Origin of the sequence: Terrabacter aeriphilus (assembly GCF_039542985.1) — a bacterium.
Lineage (GTDB): Bacteria > Actinomycetota > Actinomycetes > Actinomycetales > Dermatophilaceae > Terrabacter > Terrabacter aeriphilus.
In genome coordinates this window covers 273,610-290,974 of sequence record NZ_BAABIW010000014.1, presented here as the reverse complement: position 1 = coordinate 290,974, position 17,365 = coordinate 273,610, and the positions used below count along the sequence as shown (strand labels likewise).

General features: G+C 73.1%; 15 protein-coding genes. 4 read left to right on the top strand and 11 right to left on the bottom strand.

The genetic code is table 11. The features are described 5' to 3' along the window. Positions 1 to 39 precede the first annotated feature (39 nt). Positions 40 to 1,065, top strand: coding sequence for a hypothetical protein (locus ABD979_RS10595; protein ID WP_345507428.1), 1,026 nt, complete (start codon positions 40 to 42; stop codon positions 1,063 to 1,065). On the opposite strand, the gene ABD979_RS10590 is transcribed toward ABD979_RS10595, so the two are convergent. The 4 genes from ABD979_RS10590 to dapE form a co-directional block, all read right to left on the bottom strand. Beyond that, positions 1,053 to 2,267: a hypothetical protein gene (locus tag ABD979_RS10590; protein WP_345507427.1), complete on the bottom strand. Its 1,215-nt coding sequence runs from the start codon at positions 2,265 to 2,267 to the stop codon at positions 1,053 to 1,055. The genes ABD979_RS10595 and ABD979_RS10590 overlap by 13 nt on opposite strands. After that, complete coding sequence (locus ABD979_RS10585) at positions 2,264 to 2,659, bottom strand: cell division protein DivIVA (protein ID WP_345507426.1); 396 nt, start codon at positions 2,657 to 2,659, stop codon at positions 2,264 to 2,266. Before ABD979_RS10585 ends, ABD979_RS10590 begins: the two co-directional genes overlap by 4 nt. Further along, a complete protein-coding gene (locus tag ABD979_RS10580; protein ID WP_345507612.1) occupies positions 2,656 to 3,360 on the bottom strand; it encodes an LOG family protein in 705 nt (234 codons plus the stop codon). The genes ABD979_RS10585 and ABD979_RS10580 overlap by 4 nt, the downstream gene beginning before the upstream one ends. Before the next feature lie 109 nt (positions 3,361 to 3,469). Next, a complete protein-coding gene (dapE, locus tag ABD979_RS10575; protein WP_345507425.1) occupies positions 3,470 to 4,564 on the bottom strand; it encodes a succinyl-diaminopimelate desuccinylase in 1,095 nt (364 codons plus the stop codon). A gap of 98 nt (positions 4,565 to 4,662) precedes the next feature. Here dapE and dapD point away from each other — a divergent pair, with 98 nt between their 5' ends. Next, positions 4,663 to 5,595 (top strand): 2,3,4,5-tetrahydropyridine-2,6-dicarboxylate N-succinyltransferase, encoded by a 933-nt coding sequence (dapD, locus tag ABD979_RS10570; protein ID WP_345507424.1) that lies wholly within the window; start codon positions 4,663 to 4,665, stop codon positions 5,593 to 5,595. A 71-nt stretch (positions 5,596 to 5,666) separates the two neighbouring features. Next, a complete protein-coding gene (locus tag ABD979_RS10565; protein WP_345507423.1) occupies positions 5,667 to 6,524 on the top strand; it encodes a hypothetical protein in 858 nt (285 codons plus the stop codon). 88 nt (positions 6,525 to 6,612) lie between these two features. Here ABD979_RS10565 and ABD979_RS10560 read toward each other — a convergent pair whose 3' ends face one another. From ABD979_RS10560 to fdxA, 3 genes are all read right to left on the bottom strand, one after another. After that, a complete protein-coding gene (locus ABD979_RS10560; protein WP_345507422.1) occupies positions 6,613 to 7,893 on the bottom strand; it encodes a citrate synthase in 1,281 nt (426 codons plus the stop codon). A gap of 162 nt (positions 7,894 to 8,055) precedes the next feature. Next, the gene (dapC, locus tag ABD979_RS10555; RefSeq protein WP_345507421.1) at positions 8,056 to 9,168 is read right to left on the bottom strand and encodes a succinyldiaminopimelate transaminase; all 1,113 of its coding nucleotides are present in this window, start codon (positions 9,166 to 9,168) and stop codon (positions 8,056 to 8,058) included. Beyond that, complete coding sequence (fdxA, locus tag ABD979_RS10550) at positions 9,165 to 9,491, bottom strand: ferredoxin (protein WP_345507420.1); 327 nt, start codon at positions 9,489 to 9,491, stop codon at positions 9,165 to 9,167. The genes dapC and fdxA overlap by 4 nt, the downstream gene beginning before the upstream one ends. A gap of 74 nt (positions 9,492 to 9,565) precedes the next feature. On the opposite strand from fdxA, the gene ABD979_RS10545 reads away from it, so the two are divergent. Next, on the top strand, positions 9,566 to 10,666 hold the full coding sequence (locus ABD979_RS10545; RefSeq protein WP_345507419.1) for a GNAT family N-acetyltransferase: 1,101 nt from the start codon (positions 9,566 to 9,568) through the stop codon (positions 10,664 to 10,666). A gap of 65 nt (positions 10,667 to 10,731) precedes the next feature. Here the strand turns inward: ABD979_RS10545 and ABD979_RS10540 are convergent, their stop codons facing one another. The 4 genes from ABD979_RS10540 to typA form a co-directional block, all read right to left on the bottom strand. Further along, positions 10,732 to 12,471 carry a VanW family protein gene (locus ABD979_RS10540; RefSeq protein ID WP_345507418.1) on the bottom strand — a complete coding sequence of 580 codons (1,740 nt, stop codon included), beginning with the start codon at positions 12,469 to 12,471 and terminating at the stop codon, positions 10,732 to 10,734. Between the two features lie 110 nt (positions 12,472 to 12,581). Beyond that, the gene (locus ABD979_RS10535; RefSeq protein ID WP_345507417.1) at positions 12,582 to 13,541 is read right to left on the bottom strand and encodes a PIG-L family deacetylase; all 960 of its coding nucleotides are present in this window, start codon (positions 13,539 to 13,541) and stop codon (positions 12,582 to 12,584) included. 60 nt (positions 13,542 to 13,601) lie between these two features. Beyond that, a complete protein-coding gene (locus tag ABD979_RS10530) occupies positions 13,602 to 15,404 on the bottom strand; it encodes an ABC transporter substrate-binding protein (protein ID WP_345507416.1) in 1,803 nt (600 codons plus the stop codon). 7 nt (positions 15,405 to 15,411) lie between these two features. Continuing rightward, a complete protein-coding gene (typA, locus tag ABD979_RS10525) occupies positions 15,412 to 17,310 on the bottom strand; it encodes a translational GTPase TypA (protein WP_345507415.1) in 1,899 nt (632 codons plus the stop codon). Positions 17,311 to 17,365: the final 55 nt, after the last annotated feature.

The following is a 17,365-nucleotide window of genomic DNA, read 5'->3' as shown; positions in this document are numbered from 1 at the left end:
GTCGAGACCGGTGTCCCCGGCGTGCGCGAGGCTCAGCGTGTGCAGCTCCCGCAGACCGTGCTCACCGTGGCCAGGACCCAGGCAGGCGTGGTGAGCCGCGCCCAGCTGCTGGCCGCCGGGCTCACCCCTGAGGCGCTCCGCTGGCGGGTCGGCCGTGAGTGGAGGTTGCTACTCCCCGCCGTCTACGCCCTGCAGACGGGACCGCCGTCCGACCACCAGCGCCTCGTCGCCGCGCAGCTCTTCGCCGGGGAGCAGGCATGGTTCGCCGGCCGGACGGCGGTACACCTCCACGGCCTGCGCGCCTGCCGCCTCGACCTGCCGTTCACCATGCTGGTGCCCGACTCGCAGCGCCCGCGGCGGGTCGCCTGGGTCGACGTCCGCTCCACGTCGCTCACGGGCGAACCGCTCGTGGAGCGAGGGCCACTGCGACTCGGGTGCCTCGCACGGTCCGTCGTCGACGCGGCGGCCGGCATGCCGAGCGAGCGGGATGCCCGGGCACTCGTGCTGGAGGCCGTGCAACGCCGTCTCGTGCGGCTCGACGACCTCGAGCTGTGGGTCGACGCCCGCAACAGGCGCGGGTCGGTGCGGCTGCGGCGGCTGCTCGCCGAGGCCGCCGCAGGCGCGTGGTCGGTGCCGGAGTCCGACCTGCTCGCCCTCGTCGCCCGCTCCGCGACCCTGCCCCCGGCCTGGCCGAACCCCCTCGTGACCGGGCCCGCCGGCGAGTCGCTGACGTCGCCGGACGCATGGTTCGACGACGTCGGCATGGCCGTGCTCGTCCAGTCCCGCCAGTTCCACGCGGGGGCGCTCGACTGGGACGCCACGGTGGTGGCGGGCTCCGACCTGTCAGCGGTGCGCGTCGTCGTCGTGGGGGTGACGCCGGAGGCCATCGCTCGTGACCCGGAGGGGCAGCTGCGGCGGATCGAGCGGGCCCACGAGGCGGCTCGTCGTTCCGGCACCCGGGCGCCCGTCACGGTGACTCCACGACCGGTCATCACCCTGCACACGGAGGCGGCCGCGGGCTCGACGGCGGGGTCGGTGGGTGCGAGCGTGGATCAGGGTGGGTAGTCGCTCGGGGGGACGAAGCGCCAGAGCTCGTCGATCCACCAGTACTGGCCGACGACGAAGAGCACGAGCAGCGGCACGGCCCGCACGAGCAGGCGGGGCCAGCCGTTGCCCCGCCGGTCGGCCCAGCCCGCGCCCACCACGACGCCCAGCAGCGGGAAGAGCGGCACGAGGTAGCGGAAGATGCTCGTGAACGGGTCGAGCACCGCCGCGAGGTAGGCGGGATAGGCGAGCGACCACGCGCGCAGGTCGGCGCCCAGCCCGCGCGCCCACGGTCCGGCCACCATCGCCACGAGACCGAGCGGCACGACGACGAGCAGCACCGGCCCCCACGTCGGGCCGAAGACGTACTCCGACATCCCCACCCAGGGCGTGAAGGGCTCGACCGTGCCTGAACCGCGCCAGGAGGCCATCGTGTCGGTGTAGGCCGAGCTGACGCCGGTGCGCCACCAGGCGACCGCCGGCCACAGCAGCCCCGCGACGCCGCAGCCGACGAGCGCGGCGAGCATCGCGGCATACGTGCTCGGGGGGATCGGCCGCTCCCGGCGCGCGCGCCACCGCAGCGCCACGACGACGAGCGTGACGATGCCGAGCGGCACCGCGATGGGGCGCGACAGGCCGACGAGCAGCGCGACCGCGGTGGCCACGAGCCAGCGCTCCCGGGCGACCGCGTAGAGGTAGGCGACGAGGAGCAGCATCGCGAGCGACTCGGTGTAGGCCAGCTGCAGCGTCACCGACGCCGGGAAGCTCGCCCACAGCGCGACGACGACGTAGGCCGCCGGCTCGCCGAGTCGGTCGCGCAGCAGCAGCCCCATGAGCACGGCGGCGCCGGCCCCGCAGAGCAGGGCGATCGTCGAGCCGACGGTCGGGAAGTCGAGCCCGGTCACGCTCATGCCCGCCCGGGCCAGCATCGGGAAGAGCGGGTAGAACGCCCACGGGTTCTGCGACACCGCGCCCGTCTCCCCCACCGGCAGCTGCGAGGGGTAGCCGTGCAGCGCGATGGTCTGGTACCACTGCCCGTCCCACAGCGCCGTGAACGGGAAGTAGGTCACCGGCACGTCGTCGCCGCCGGTCATGCCCGACGGCACCTGGCGGCTCATCACGAGCAGCAGGATCGTCGTCGTGACGACGCGCGCGAGGGCGTAGACGGCGAGGACCCAGCCGACGAACACGCCGCGCCGGCCGGGGGCGATCACGGACGTCATGCCAGGCGTTCGGGGCCGGTCGCCGGATCGGACTGCACGGTGGGCGTCTCCGCCTGCGCAGGGGCCTCGGCCACCTCGAGCACCTCGGGCACGTCCCCCGCCTCGGCTGCCGCAGCGGGGTCGCCGCGCAGCACGGCGATCTGCTCGTCCTTCTCGCGCAGCTCACGCCGCAGCCGGTCGACGACGCCGTCCACCTGGCTCATCCGGTAGCCGCGCACCGAGACGTCGAAGACGAGGTCGTCGAAGTCGGCGTCGGCGAGCGGCTCGTCGGGCAGCGGCTCGTGGCTCAGGGCGGTCCCGGAGCGGCCCAGCCCGCCGCCGGCGAGGCCGAGCACGAGCGCGACGACGCCGCACAGCACGACGACGCCGACGAAGAGGATGAACCACTTCACGCGCGCGGCTCCTCGTAGGTGCGGATGATGCGGACGGCCTCGTGCGGGTCGTCGGTGAGCACGAGCCGGTCGATGTCGGTGTGGTCGATCATGCCGTTGGCGTGCACGGTGTCGCGCAGCCAGTCGATGAGGCCGCTCCAGTAGTCGACGCCCATCAGCACGACGGGGAACTCGGTGACCTTCTGGGTCTGGGCGAGCGTCACCGCCTCGAAGAGCTCGTCGAGCGTGCCGAAGCCGCCGGGCAGGACGATGAAGCCGTGGGAGTACTTGAGGAACATCACCTTGCGCGCGAAGAAGTAGCGGAAGTTGATGCCGAGGTCGACGTACTCGTTGAGGCCCGTCTCGAAGGGCAGCTCGATGCCGAGGCCGACCGACGTGCCGCGCGCCTCGAACGCACCGCGGTTCGCGGCCTCCATCGCCCCCGGGCCACCGCCGGTGATGACGGCGTAGCCCGCCTCGGCGAGCAGGCGCCCGACCTCCACGCCCATCGCGTATGCCGGGTCGTCGGGTCGCATGCGCGCCGACCCGAAGACGGCGGCAGCGGGCCCGAGCTCGGCGAGCGTGCCGAAGCCCTCGACGAACTCCGACTGGATGCGCATGACCCGCCACGGGTCGGCGTGCAGCCAGTCGCTCGGCTGCTGCCCCTCGAGCAGCCGCTGGTCGGTCGTCGTCGGCGGCACCTTGCCGCGGCGCAGGGTCACCGGGCCGGTCTGGCGCCGGTCGTCGCGCCGGCCCCCCTGGGTCGGCCGCGCGGGCTCGTCGTGGGTCGCGGGCTCGTCGTGGGTCACAGCGCCACCCTATGCGGCGGCGTCAGCCCAGCCAGCGCAGCAGGGCGGCCTCGGCGGCGACGTACTGCTCCACCGGGCACGCCTCGTCGTCCATGTGCGCGAGGTTGGGGTCGCCGGGGCCGAAGTTGACCGCGGGGACGCCGAGCGCCGTAAAGCGGGCGACGTCGGTCCAGCCCTCCTTGGCGTTGACCGGCACCCCCAGCGCCTCGACGAAGGCCTGCGCGGCCGGCAGGTGCAGGCCCGGGCGCGCGCCGTCGGCGGCGTCGGCGAGCGTCACGTCGAAGCCGTCGAAGACCTGGCGCACGTGCGCGAAGGCCGCCTCGGTGTCCTTGTCGGGGGCGTAGCGGTAGTTGACCGTCACGGTGCACCGGTCGGGGATGACGTTGCCGGCGATCCCGCCGCTGATGCCGACGGCCTGCAGCGCCTCGTGGTAGTCGAGCCCGTCGACGGTGATCGTCTCGGCCTCGTAGGCGGTGAGGCGCCCGAGCACGGCCCCGGCGTCGTGGATGGCGTTGTGGCCCTTCCACGGGCGCGCGGAGTGGGCGGCCACCCCGGTCGTGACGACGTCGACGCGCAGGGTGCCTTTGCAGCCGCCCTCGATGGCGCCGTCGGTGGGTTCGAGGAGCACGGCGAAGTCGGCCGCGAGCAGCTCGGGCGAGGTCTCGGCGAGGCGGGCGAGGCCGTTGAAGCGGCCGTCGATCTCCTCGCACTCGTAGAAGAGGAAGGTGAGGTCGCGGTCGGGCTCGGACACCTCGGCGGCGACCCGCAGCATGACAGCCACGCCGCCCTTCATGTCGACGGTGCCGCGCCCCCAGAGCACGCCGTCGGCCTGGCGCGTCGGCAGGTTCGGCACGCCGGTGAGCGGCACGGTGTCGATGTGGCCGGCGAGGACGACCCGCTCGTCACGGCCGAGGGACGTGCGCGCGACCACCGTGTTCCCGTCGCGGACGACCTCGAGGTGCGTGAGCGGACGCAGGGCCGCCTCGATGGCGTCGGCGAGGGGCGCCTCGTCCTGGCTGACGGACTCGATGTCGCAGATCGCAGCCGTCAGCGTCGTGACGTCGGACGACAGGTCGAGGGCGACGGCGGGTGCTGCGGGCGGCTGGGTCGACGGCATACGCGGAAGGCTAACCGGCCCGGACGACACGCGGCCGACCCGCCCGCTCCGCGGCACGGCGTTTCACGCCGCCGACTCGTCCCCATATCCTTGCGGCCATGTCGGAGCGCAACGCATGGGGTCACGGACTGACGACGATCACGGACGACGGGCAGGTGCTCGACACGTGGTTCCCGGAGCCGGCGCTCGGTGACCGGCCCGCCGACGCCGCCGCCCCCGACGACCTCGTCGCGCTCGAGGGCACCGACCCGGCCCGCGGCGTGCGCACCGAGGTGCGCCTCGTCGAGATCGACCTCGACGCCGCGCCGGCCGACGCCCCCGACGCCTACCTGCGCCTCCACCTGCTCTCGCACTGCCTCGTGCAGCCGAACACCGTCAACCTCGACGGTGTCTTCGGCGCCCTGCCCAACGTCGTGTGGACGAGCGCCGGGGCGTGCGCCGTCGACGGGTTCGAGCGGACCCGGCTGCGGCTGCGCGCCGGGGGGCAGCACGTCGCCGTCTACGGCGTCGACAAGTTCCCGCGGATGACCGACTTCGTCGTGCCGCCCGGCGTGCGCATCGCGGATGCCGACCGCGTGCGGCTCGGCGCACACCTCTCCCCCGGCACGACCGTCATGCACGAGGGCTTCTGCAATTTCAACGCGGGCACGCTCGGCACCTCGATGGTCGAGGGCCGCATCGTCCAGGGCGTCGTCGTCGGTGACGGCTCGGACATCGGTGCCGGCGCCTCGATCATGGGCACCCTCTCCGGTGGCGGCTCGGAACGGGTCAGCATCGGCGAGCGTTGTCTGGTCGGGGCCAACGGCGGCATCGGCATCGCGCTCGGCGACGACTGCGTGGTCGAGGCCGGCCTCTACGTCACGGCGGGCACGAAGGTGACGCTTCCCGACGGCTCGGTCGTCAAGGCCAAGCAGCTGTCGGGCTCGAGCAACATCCTCTTCATCCGCAACAGCGTGAGCGGCGCCGTCGAGGCCCGCGACCGTGCGGGCACCGGCATCGCGCTCAACGCCGCGCTCCACGCGAACGACTGACGACCGACGACTGACGACACGACCAGCCGACGACTGACCGGTCCCCCCGACCAGCCGACCCCGAGGACCCCATGCCGAACTCACGACCGCGCCGCACCCGCGCGTCGGCGGCCCGCCGGCGCCGACGCACGGCGGTGCTGCTCGTCTTCGCCGTCGGCCTCGGGGCCGCGCTCTGGTTCGGCGGGCGCCTCTTCGTCTCGAGCGTCGTCAACCCGCGCTGCACCATCACGGCCGGCGGCATGACCGAGAGCTTCGACCCCGAGCAGACCGGCAACGCCGCGCTCATCTCCGCCCTGTCGATCAAGCGCAAGATGCCGCCGCGGGCGGCCACGATCGCCCTGACGACGGCCTTCCAGGAGTCGAAGATCCGCAACCTGCGCTACGGCGACCGCGACTCCCTCGGCCTCTTCCAGCAGCGGCCCAGCCAGGGGTGGGGCACCGAGTCGCAGATCCTCGACCCGGTCCACGCGACGAACGCCTTCTACGACGCCCTCGTGAAGTTCAAGGGCTACGAGAAGGCCGACATCACGACGATCGCCCAGCGCGTGCAGAAGAGCGGCTTCCCCGAGGCCTACCGCGACCACGAGGGCCAGGGCCGGGTGCTCGCCTCCACGCTGACGGGGCACTCGCCCGCCGGGCTCACCTGCCGGCTCGACGCCGTGACGTCGCGCGAGACGCCGCAGGAGGTCGCCGCCGACCTCAAGGAGCAGATGGGCGTCACCACGGCGCGGCCCGGCGACGGCTTCCTCACCGTCACGTCGCGCAACGCGACGACGGCCTGGGCCGTCGCGCACTGGGCCGTCGCGCGCGCCCAGTCCACCGGGGCGACCACGGTGGCGATCGGTGAGCGGGCCTGGAACCGCGCGTCCGGCGATGACGGCTGGTCCACGGGGGCCGCGAGCACGACCGTGACGATCACGCTGCGCTGACGCACGTGCGAACGGCCCGCCCCGCTGGTGCGGGACGGGCCGTTCGCGTCTGCGGTCGGACCGTGGGAGCCGTGCGGCCCCCGGCGGGTCAGGCCGGGTAGCTGCGCTCGGGCGAGCCGGTGTAGATCTGGCGCGGGCGGCCGATCTTCGTCTCGGGGTCGGTCATCATCTCGCGCCACTGGGCGATCCAGCCCGGCAGGCGGCCGATGGCGAAGAGGACGGTGAACATCTTCGACTCGAAGCCCATGGCCTTGTAGATGAGGCCGGTGTAGAAGTCGACGTTCGGGTAGAGCTTGCGCTCGACGAAGTAGTCGTCCGCGAGGGCGATCTCCTCGAGGCCCTTGGCGATCTCGAGCAGCGGGTCGTTCTGGCCGAGCTTCTCGAGGATGTCGTCGGCGGCCTTCTTGATGATCGCGGCGCGCGGGTCGTAGTTCTTGTAGACCCGGTGGCCGAAGCCCATGAGGCGGACGCCGTCCTCCTTGTTCTTCACCTTCTCCATGAACTTCTTCGGGTCGTCGCCCGACTCGTGGAGCTGGCCGAGCATCTCGAGCACGGCCTGGTTGGCGCCGCCGTGGAGCGGGCCCGACAGGGCGTGGATGCCGGCCGAGACCGAGTTGAAGAGGTTCGCGTGGGCCGAGCCCACGAGGCGCACCGTCGAGGTGGAGCAGTTCTGCTCGTGGTCGGCGTGCAGGATGAAGAGCAGGTCGAGGGCCTTAGCGACGGTCGGGTCGACCTCGTAGGGCTCGACCGGGTAGCCGAAGGTCATCCGCAGGAAGTTCTCGACGAACGACAGCGAGTTGTCCGGGTACATGTACGGCTGGCCGACGCTCTTCTTGTGCGCCATGGCCGCGATGGTCGGCAGCTTGGCGAGGAGGCGGACGGTCGAGATCTCGACCTGCTCCTGGTCGAAGGGGTCGAGGCTGTCCTGGTAGAACGTGCCGAGCGCCGAGACCGCCGAGCTGAGCACCGGCATCGGGTGCGCGTCGCGCGGGAAGCCGTTGAAGAAGGCGCGGAGGTCCTCGTGCAGCATCGTGTGCCGGCGGAGGTTGTCCTCGAAGCGGGTCAGCTCCTCGGGCGTGGGCAGCTCACCGTAGATGAGCAGGTAGGCGACCTCGACGAAGGTCGACTTCTCGGCCAGCTCGGAGATCGGATAGCCGCGGTAGCGAAGGATGCCCTCGTCACCGTCGATGTAGGTGATCGCGCTCTTGCACGACGCCGTGTTGACGAAACCGACGTCGTAGGTGACGAGGCCGGTCTCCTTCAGCAGGGACCCCACCCCGAGCCCGTCGTTGCCGTCCACGGCCTTGACGCCAGGGAACGTGAGTTCCTGGTCTGCGACCTTGAGTGTCGCGTCCACTGCCTTCGTCACTGTTCCTCGCCTCCTGTAACTCCGGCCCAACGGCGCCGGACGTATCCGCGAGCGACGTTACCCCAGCGTCGGGCGGTGCGAGAACACAGGTCCACCCGTCACGGGCGCCCCGCAGCGCCCCGTCGGGGCGTCGCGGGCGACCGGGCGGGAGGCCCGGCGCGCTCAGAGCCGGGCGCAGGCGGCGGCGATGCGCTCGTCGGTCGCGGTGAGCGCGATGCGAACGTGCCGCTCCCCCGCGACGCCGTAGAACGAGCCCGGCGCGACGAGGATGCCGCGCTCGGCGAGCTCGGAAACCGTTGTCCAACAGTCCTCTTCGCGGGTCGCCCACAGGTAGAGACCCGCCTCGGAGTGGTCGACGCGCAGACCCGCGCGGGTGACGGCCGCGATGAGCAGCTCACGCCTGCGGGCGTATGCCGCCCGTTGCCTCTCGACGTGCGTGTCGTCGCGCAGGGCCACCGCCATGGCGTGCTGCACCGGTGTGGGCATGATCATGCCCGCGTGCTTGCGCACCTCGAGGATCGCGCCCACGAGGGCGGGGTCGCCGGCCACGAAGGCCGCCCGGTAGCCGGCGAGGTTCGACTGCTTGGAGAGCGAGTAGACGGCCAGTAGACCGTCGTGGGAGCCGCCGCAGACGTCGGGGTGCAGGATGCTGGGCGTCGCCGTGCCGATCTGGCCCTCCCGCCAGTCGAGCTCGGCGTAGCACTCGTCGCTCGCGACGACGACGCCGTGCTCGCGGGCCCACTCGACGACCTTGCGCAGGTGCGCCGCCCCCAGCACCTGACCGTTGGGATTGCCGGGACTGTTGAGCCACAACAGCTTCGGCGTCGTCGCCCGCGTGAGCGGGCCCAGGCTCGTCAACGACTGGGCGACGACGCTCGACGCTCCGGCGATCCGCGCCCCGATGTCGTAGGTCGGGTAGGCGACGGCCGGCACGCCGACGACGTCACCGGCTCGCAGGCCGAGCAGCGTGGGCAGCCAAGCGACGAGCTCCTTGCTCCCGATGGTGGGCAGCACGGCGTCGGGGCCGAGCCCCGGCACGCCGCGGCGGCGCTCGAACCACTCGCAGATCGCGGCGCGCACGTCGGGCGTCCCCACCGTCAGCGGGTAGCCGTGCGCGTCGGCGGCGTCGGCGAGCGCCCGCTGCACGATCTCGGGCGTGGGGTCGACCGGCGTGCCGACCGAGAGGTCGACGATGCCGTCCGGATGCGCGACCGCTCGCGCCTTGAAGGGCGCGAGCGAGTCCCAGGGGAAGTCCGGAAGGTCGAGCGGGGTCACTCGTCGTGTTCCTGGGGCGGCAGCGCCTCGATGAGCGGGTGGTCCTTCTCGATCATGCCGAGCTTGGCCGCGCCGCCGGGGCTGCCGAGGTCGTTGAAGAACTCGACGTTCGCGTTGTAGTAGTCCGCCCACTGCTCGGGGACGTCGTCCTCGTAGTAGATGGCCTCGACGGGGCAGACCGGCTCGCACGCACCGCAGTCGACGCACTCGTCGGGGTGGATGTAGAGCGAGCGCTTGCCCTCGTAGATGCAGTCGACCGGACACTCCTCGATGCACGCCCGGTCCTTCAGGTCGACGCAAGGCTGGGCGATGACGTAGGTCATGGGGAGCGGACCTCCTGCGGTGGCGCGTTCGGGAGCGTTCGGGAGCTGGTGCTGCACCGCCTAGTATGCCGGACATGAACGGCGAGCCCACGCACGGCCCCACGGATGAGACCGTCCCCGACACGACACCCGAGACCGACTCTGCGACGGGTGGCACGGGCTCGGCGGGCCACCGGCTGACGGCCGCCCTCACCGTCGGCAGCCGCGTCGTCGTGCGCTACCGGCTCGCGGAGGGCAGCGAGTCGCGGGCCACCGACTTCCTCGGCGAGCTCGTCGCCCGCAACGACGACTTCGTCGTCGTCGACACGAAGACCGAGCGGGTGAAGCTCATCCGGGCCGACGTGCTGGCGGCCAAGGACGTGCCGCCGCCCGCGAGCCGCCCGGGTCGCGCGCACGAGCGCATCTCGGCCGACGACCTCGAGCTGCTCATGGCGAAGGGCTGGCAGGCCGTCGACCGGGCCGGGCTCGGCGACTGGGTGCTGCGCGCGGCCTCCGGATTCACCGGGCGCGCGAACTCGGTTCTCGCCGTGGGCGACCCGAGCCTGCCGCTCGACAAGGCCATCGACTACGCCGAGAAGTGGTACGCCGACCACGAGCGTCCCCCGATCTTCCAGGTGCACGGCGAGCAGGGGTTCGTGGTCGAGGACCAGCCCCTCCCCGCGGCCCTGCTCGAGCGTGGCTACGTCGTCGGTGGCGACTTCGACAGCTGGCGGCGGGTGCTCGTCATGACCGGCCTGTCGGCGGCGGTGCCGCCGCTCACCGAGGAGTCGGTGCCGGTCACGGCCGACGCGGAGCTAACGATGGACTGGCTGATGGCCTACAACGAGCAGCGCTCCGTGGTGCCCGGCGTGACCGAGGCGGTGCTGACCGGCAGCGAGGGCCAGCTGTTCCTCTCGGTGCGCGACCCCGGCACGCGACGGATCGTCGCCGTGGCCCGGATGGCCATCCACCCGGGCTGGGCCGGGGTCTTCGGCCTCTGGGTGCACCCCGACCACCGGCGCGCGGGACTCGCCTCGACGATCGTCTCGGCGGTCGCGATGGTGGCGCGCGAGAACAACATGCCGGCGATCTACCTGCAGGTCTCGGGCGACAACGAGGACGGCGTGGCGTTCTGGCGCGACCTGGGCTTCACGGTCCACCACGAGTACACCTACCTGGCCCGCCCGGCCGGCTGACCGCTCCCCCGCTGCTCGGCCTCAGCGCGAGCCCAGTGCGGGCCCAGTGCGGGCTCAGTGCGGGCTCAGTGCGCGGAGGCCCGGGAGCCGGTGCACACGACGCCGGCGAGCGGCAGGTAGTGCGTCGACACCGACTCGCTGCGCACCGGCGCGCCCGCGCCCGTGCCCGTGCCGGGGCGGAACCACTGCCGGGTCACCGTGACGTCGAAGCCCGGCCTCGCGGACCGCGGCGTGCAGCCGGCGCCGGCGCCCCGCGTCGTCCGCGGGGTCACCACCGCCGTGCGGGGGCCGGTCACCGATCGCACGTCCCACGTCTTCGTGCCCCAGATGCGACCGTGGAGCACGCCACCCTCGACCCACGTCTGCACGAGCATCCCGAAGGGGGTGTCGTTGCGCCAGCGGTTGTCGAGGGAGGGCCACGCGAGGGCGGCGTCACGCCCCACCGGGCGGTGCCGGTCGTGGTGGGCGGGCGGCGTGCGCTCGAGGATCGGGACCCCGGCGAGCCAGGCGAGGTCGTGCACGACCGTCGAGACCTGGGTGACACCGCCGCGGGTGCCGGCCACCGGCCGGCCGTCGACGACCACGGCGCCGTCGGGGTCGTCGCCCACCTCCCCCGGCTCGCCGAGCACGGCGTTGAGGCTGAAGGTGCCGCCGGGCCTGACGAACGTGCCGTTGACCCGCCGTGCTGCCAGCAGCACGTCGGTCGTGCGCCCGGCGCCCCCTGCTGCCAGGGGCAGGCGGACGTCGGCGACGAGCGTCGTCACCCCGGCGCGTCGGGCGTCGTCGGTCGTGAAGGGCGGGCGTGCGGCGCCGGCGCGCACGAGGACGGTGCGGTCCGCGCCGGAGATGGCCCGGGTGACCCGCTCGGCGAGGTCGGCCTCGTCGAGCGCGAGCCCGTCGACCGACGGCACGAGCGTGGGCGGCCGGCCGTGGGCGTCGAGCACCCACCGCGCGCTCCGGGCGGGCCGGGTCACCACGGTCACCTTGCTCGCCACGAGCGCCGCGAGCTTCGGGCCGTCGAAGTGCGGCACGAGGCCGCCGGAGCCGTCCGGGACGACACTGACGAGCGGCGCGTACTCGACGGGGTCGAGCAGCACCCGGCTGCGCCCGGCGACGAGGACGAGCGGCCTCGAGACCGCCGTGCTGCCGAAGGCGGAGGCCACCCGCTGGACGGTGTCGCCGCTCACCCGGGGCTCGACCTCACGCACCACGGCGGTCGCCTCGACCGCGTCGGGGAACGCCTTGCGCAGGGCGAACTTCGTGCCGACGACGTCGAGCACGTGCCCGCGCTCGGGCAGGTCGACCGACATGGCTCCGCCCGGGAAGCTGATCCGCCCCTCCGCCGGCGCCACCTCGGTGCGCGGCGCCAGCCGTTCGACGTAGCGGGTCAGGGCGTCGTCGTCGGCGCTCGTGAGCAGCGGGGCGTCCACCTCGCCGACGAGCCGCTCCCAGACCGTCCTCGGGTCGAGCGTGAAGCCGGTGAGCCCCTCGAGCGACCGGTCGACGTCGACGCGCAGCCCGGCCTCTCGGGGCACCACCTCGAGGGGGTCGTCACGGCCCGGCACGTGCAGCGTGATCGGGCCGTCGAGCAGGGGCTTCGACCCGCGCACGACCGCGGCGTGCGCCGACTCCGTCGTCATGCCGCCGACGGCGATGCCGCCGACCGACACGGTGGCGGGCAGGTGCTGCGACGACCAGGCGCACAGGCCGGCATACGCCCCACCGAGCACGACGACCGAGGCCAGCAGGCGCAGCGCCGTCGAGCGTCGCTCGCGGCGGGCGTCGTGCTGCCAGTCGTCGGCCAAGGCTGCTCCGTGCGCGGGGTGGCGTGTGAGGTCGGCACGACGGTAGCCCCCGCCACCGCCCGACCGGCGCCGCAACGCCGAGGGCTCCCGCCCCGACCGCGGAGGTGGCGTCAGGCGAGCAGGTCGGTGCCGCGTCGGCCGGTGGGCCGCCAGGTGCGCGGGTCGACCTGCCGGAAGCCCTCGCGGGCCGTGGTGCGCACGGCGATGAGGTTCGAGAGGGCGTGCACGTCCTCGTTCGCGACGACCACCTGGGTCGCGTGCGCGCGCAGCGCTGCGTTCTGCGCCGTGCGGGCCGTCGCGTCGTGGACGACGTGCGTGACGAGGTCGTCGTCGACGACCGAGGGCGCGAACGCGTCGCCGGGTGCCGGCACGACCAGCACGGGGGCCGCCGGCGCTTCGCGCCCGTCGGGCCCGCCGGGCCCGTCAGGCACGCCGGAGATCCCCAACTCCTGCTCCGCCCACCAGGCGCGGGTGTCGAGCAGGTCGGGATCGACCGACTGCAGCCACGCGCGGTCCTCGCGGGCCCAGCCGAGCGGGGTCACGATCTCGTAGGCGTGCCGGGGCAGGTCGGCGTCCCCCAGCAGCTCCATCGCGCGCCGCGTCACCCGGTGCGCCTGCACGTGGTCCGGGTGCCCGTAGCCACCGTGCTCCTCGTAGGTCACGACGACGTCGGGCCGCACGTCACGCACGACGTCGGCCACGAGCCCCGCCGCCTCGTCGAGGTCGGCCCCGGCGAACGCCTCGGGGCGCGCCGCGGCCGGCGAGCCGACCATGCCGGAGTCGCGGTAGCGCGACAGGCGCCCGGAGGCCGGGTCCGTGCCGAGCACGTGCGACACGGCGCCGAGGCGCTCCGTCGCCAGCAGCAGCTCACCGTGGCGGTGCGGCCCCAGCCGGTCGTGCGGGTCGCCCTCGAGGTGCGCGAGGCCGGGCGGGATGACCTCGCCCTCCTCGCCGAGCGTGCAGGTGAGCACGTGCACCTCGTCGCCCCGCGCGACGTGGTGGGCCATCGTCACGCCGCACGTCAGGGTCTCGTCGTCGGGGTGGGCGTGCACGAAGAGCAGTCGGGCCACGGGGATCCTCTCGATCGGGCTGCGGGTGGGGGTGCGCGCGGCGGTCAGGGGGCGGGCGCCTCAGCGCACGGCCACGGTGGCGAGGTCGACGATGCCACCGACCGCGTGGTCCTCGTAGCCGCGCACCCCGGCGCCGTGCAGGTGCAGGGCCTTGGTCGCCGACAGCGCGATGTAGCCGCCCTGCTCGCGGATCGTCCGGTCGGCCTGGCGCCAGACCGTCGCCCGCTGCGCGGGGTCGGTGGTGGCGTCCGCGCGGTCGACGAGCGTCTCGACGGCGCGGTTGCCGAAGTAGCCGACGTCCTGGCCAGGACCCGAGGAGTCGAGGTTGATGCGGGCGTCGAAGAGGGCCGGCAGCACGCCCCCGGCCGACGGCCAGTCGGGGGTCCACGCGCCGCGGAACACGTCGTAGTCGTCGACCGCACCGGGCTTCTCGATGGTCTCGTAGTACTCCTCCGGCGGCACGCCGGTCAGCGTGACCGCGAAGCCGGCGCGCTCCCACCCGGCGGCGAGGGCGGCATACGCCTTGTCGGTGAGCACCGAGCGCGCGTAGACGACGCGCAACGGCACCGGGAGCGTCACGCCGGCCCGACGGAGCACGGCACGTGCCCCCTCCGGGTCGCCCTCGACGTCGGCGCCGCTGGGCGGCGTGACGGCGCGCGGGTCGACGGCGGGAGAGAGCACCGACCACGTCGCCGTGCCGGCGCCGTCGCCACCGGTCGCCGCGAGGTAGGTCGCGCGGTTCGTCGACAGCGCGAGCGCCTGGCGCACCGCCGGCTTCGACAGCACCGGGCTGCGCTGGTTGAGCGCGAGGTAGTCGACGTTGCCGGTGTAGGGGAAGGTGAGCCGGGCCTGCAGGTCGGTGCCGGCCTGGTTGCGCAGGGTCGGGCTCGCCTGCACCCACGAGACGGCATACGTGTCGTCGTCCTGCTGGTTGAGCAGGCGCTGGATGACGCCCTGCTCCTCGAGGCCGGAGGTCACCCGGATCGCGTCCGGGTAGGCGTGCCGGATCGGGTCGCTGCGCGGGTCCCAGCGCTCGTTGCGCACGAAGGTTCCGCCGCGTTCGGGGTCCCACGGCGCCGCGAGGCGGTAGGGCCCGCTCGACATGACGGCATACGACGCCGCGTCGGAGGGGGTGTCGCTCGAGGCCTTGCGCGGCGCGAACTCCGGCAGCGCCACGATCTGGGCGAAGTCGGGCTCGGGCTCGCGCAGGTGGAAGGTGATGGTGCGCCCGTCGCAGGCGACGGCGCGCTCGAGGTCCCCCTCGTGGGCGGTGTCGGACGGCCCGGCGTACACCGGCTTCTCGAGCCCCTCCGGCGTCACGCGGGTGGGCACGTCGAGCAGGAAGCTCGCGTAGTTCGTGCCGCCGACGTGGGTGCGCCGGTCGAAGGTGCGCGCCACGCCGTGCCGCACGTCGGCGCACGTGACGGGCGAGCCGTCCTGCCACGTCGGGCCGGCGCGCAGCGTGAAGCGCCAGGTGCGGCCCCCGTCGCGCGACGTCCCCGTGTCGGTGGCGAGGTCGCCCAGCAGGTCGCGCTGGTGGGCCCCGGTGCCGTATGCCGTGAGCCCCCGCGCGAAGGTGCGCTGGGCGAAGAACGCCTCGGGGCCGACGTACATCAGCTGCGGGTCCCACGTGGCGACCGGGCCCGCGACGAGCACCTGGAGGGTGCCGCCCACCCCGGGCGCGCCGGCGGGTGGAGCGGTCGACGCGCCGGCCCGGCCCGCGCCGAGGGCGTCGGGGCCGGCCGGCGCGTCGGTGCCGGAGGACGTGCAGGCCGCGGCGCCGCCCGCGAGCACGGCGGCGCCGATCCCGGCCATCACCGACCTGCGGAGCCCCCGCAGGCGGGTGCGCAGCGCTCGGTGCACGCCTCGGTCAGCCTTCGGCCTTCGCGGCCGAGCGCGCGCGGGAGGCCGTGCGGGCCCGCTCGCCCGCGTCGAGGACGACCTTGCGGATGCGCACCGACTCGGGCGTCACCTCGACGCACTCGTCCTCGCGGCAGAACTCGAGGCTCTGCTCGAGGCTGAGCTTGCGCGGCGGCACGATCTTCTCGAAGTTGTCCGAGGAGGAGGCGCGCACGTTCGTGAGCTTCTTCTCCTTGGTGATGTTGACGTCCATGTCGTCGGCGCGCGAGTTCTCGCCGACGATCATGCCCTCGTAGACCTCGGTCGTCGGGTCGACGAAGAGCGTGCCGCGCTCCTGGAGGTTGACCATGGCGTAGGAGGTGACGACGCCCTTGCGGTCGGAGACGAGCGAGCCGCTCGTGCGGGTCGTGATCGCGCCGAACCACGGCTCGTAGTCCTCGAAGACGTGGTGGGCGATGCCCGTGCCGCGCGTCTCGGTGAGGAACTCGGTGCGGAAGCCGATGAGGCCACGGCTCGGCACGAGGAACTCCATGCGGATCCAGCCGGTGCCGTGGTTCGTCATCTGCTCCATGCGGCCCTTGCGGGCGGCCATGATCTGCGTGATGGCGCCGAGGAACTCCTCGGGGGTGTCGATCGTGAGGCGCTCGACCGGCTCGTGCACCTTGCCGTCGACCTCGCGCGTGACGACCTGCGGCTTGCCGACCGTCAGCTCGTAGCCCTCGCGGCGCATCTGCTCGACGAGGATGGCGAGGGCGAGCTCACCACGACCCTGCACCTCCCACGCGTCGGGGCGCTCGGTGTTGAGGATGCGCAGCGACACGTTGCCGATGAGCTCCTTGTCGAGGCGGTCCTTGACCATGCGGGCCGTGACCTTCGAGCCGCGCACCTGGCCGACCATCGGGCTCGTGTTCGTGCCGATCGTCATCGAGATGGCCGGCTCGTCGACCGTGATGAGCGGCAGCGGGATCGGGTTCTCGGGGTCGGCCAGGGTCTCGCCGATGGTGATGTCGGGGATGCCGGCGACGGCGATGATGTCGCCGGGACGGGCCTCCTCGGCGGGCTTGCGCTCGAGGGCCTCGGTCATCAGCAGCTCGGTGATCTTCACACGCTGCTGCGAGCCGTCGTGGCGGCACCACATGACCTGCTGGCCCTTCTTGATCGTGCCGTTGAAGACACGGAGCAGGGCGAGGCGGCCGAGGAAGTTGGAGGCGTCGAGGTTGGTGACGTGGGCCTGCAGCGGAGCCTCGTCGTCGTAGGTCGGCGCGGGGATCGTCGACAGGATCGTCTCGAAGAGGGCCTCGAGGTCCTCGCCCTCGGGAAGGCCGCCGTTGTCGGGGCGCTCGACCGACGCGCGGCCGGCCTTGGCGGACGCGTAGACGATCGGGAAGTCGATCTGCTCCTCGGTGGCGTCGAGGTCCATGAAGAGCTCGTAGGCCTCGTCGACGACCTCGGCGATGCGCGAGTCGGGGCGGTCGACCTTGTTGATGCAGAGGATGACCGGCATCTTGGCGGCGAGCGCCTTGCGCAGCACGAAGCGGGTCTGCGGCAGCGGGCCCTCGGACGCGTCGACGAGGAGCACGACGCCGTCGACCATCGACAGGCCGCGCTCGACCTCACCGCCGAAGTCGGCGTGGCCGGGGGTGTCGATGATGTTGATGGTGACGCCCTCGGTGAGGCCACGGTCCTGGGCGGCCTTGCCGGTGTAGTGCACCGCGGTGTTCTTCGCGAGGATCGTGATGCCCTTCTCGCGCTCCAGGTCGCCGGAGTCCATCGCACGCTCGTCGACGTGCTGGTGCTCGCCGAACGCACCGGACTGCCAGAGCATCTTGTCGACGAGGGTGGTCTTGCCGTGGTCGACGTGGGCGACGATGGCGACGTTGCGGATGTCCGCGCGGGTCTTCAAAGGCATGAGCACCATTCTCGCAGGGTTTTGAGGTGCCTTTGTCCACCCGGGGTCGGGCCCC